The organism is Flavobacterium cheongpyeongense (assembly GCF_003202435.1).
Lineage (GTDB): Bacteria > Bacteroidota > Bacteroidia > Flavobacteriales > Flavobacteriaceae > Flavobacterium > Flavobacterium cheongpyeongense.
The window spans coordinates 1-250 of the sequence record NZ_QJHK01000075.1; the positions used below are offsets into that span (position 1 = coordinate 1).

Below are 250 nucleotides of genomic sequence, written 5' to 3' on the forward strand. Positions count from 1 at the left end.
GGTACCGTTATCGGCAACCGAGAATGTTCTGACACCCGTAAAGGCACCTCCCTGGAAACTATATGTATAGGGTGCAGTTCCTGTAGTTGGTACATCGATCGTAACATCTGAGGACTGCTTAACATTAGTAGCATTACATTTAAAAGGCGTTGCTGAAGCTGTAGTAGTTAATGCTGTTGGCTGGGTAATGGTTACATTAACCAAACCTGTACAGCCTTTGCTGTCTTTTACATAAAAAGTATAAGAACCT

The 250-nt window shown here is 42.0% G+C and carries 1 protein-coding gene; it reads right to left on the bottom strand.

Annotated features, from left to right (window positions below; genetic code table 11):
- Positions 1–250: hypothetical protein (locus DMB65_RS22280; protein ID WP_165835018.1), on the bottom strand; the 250-nt coding region annotated here is incomplete at both ends.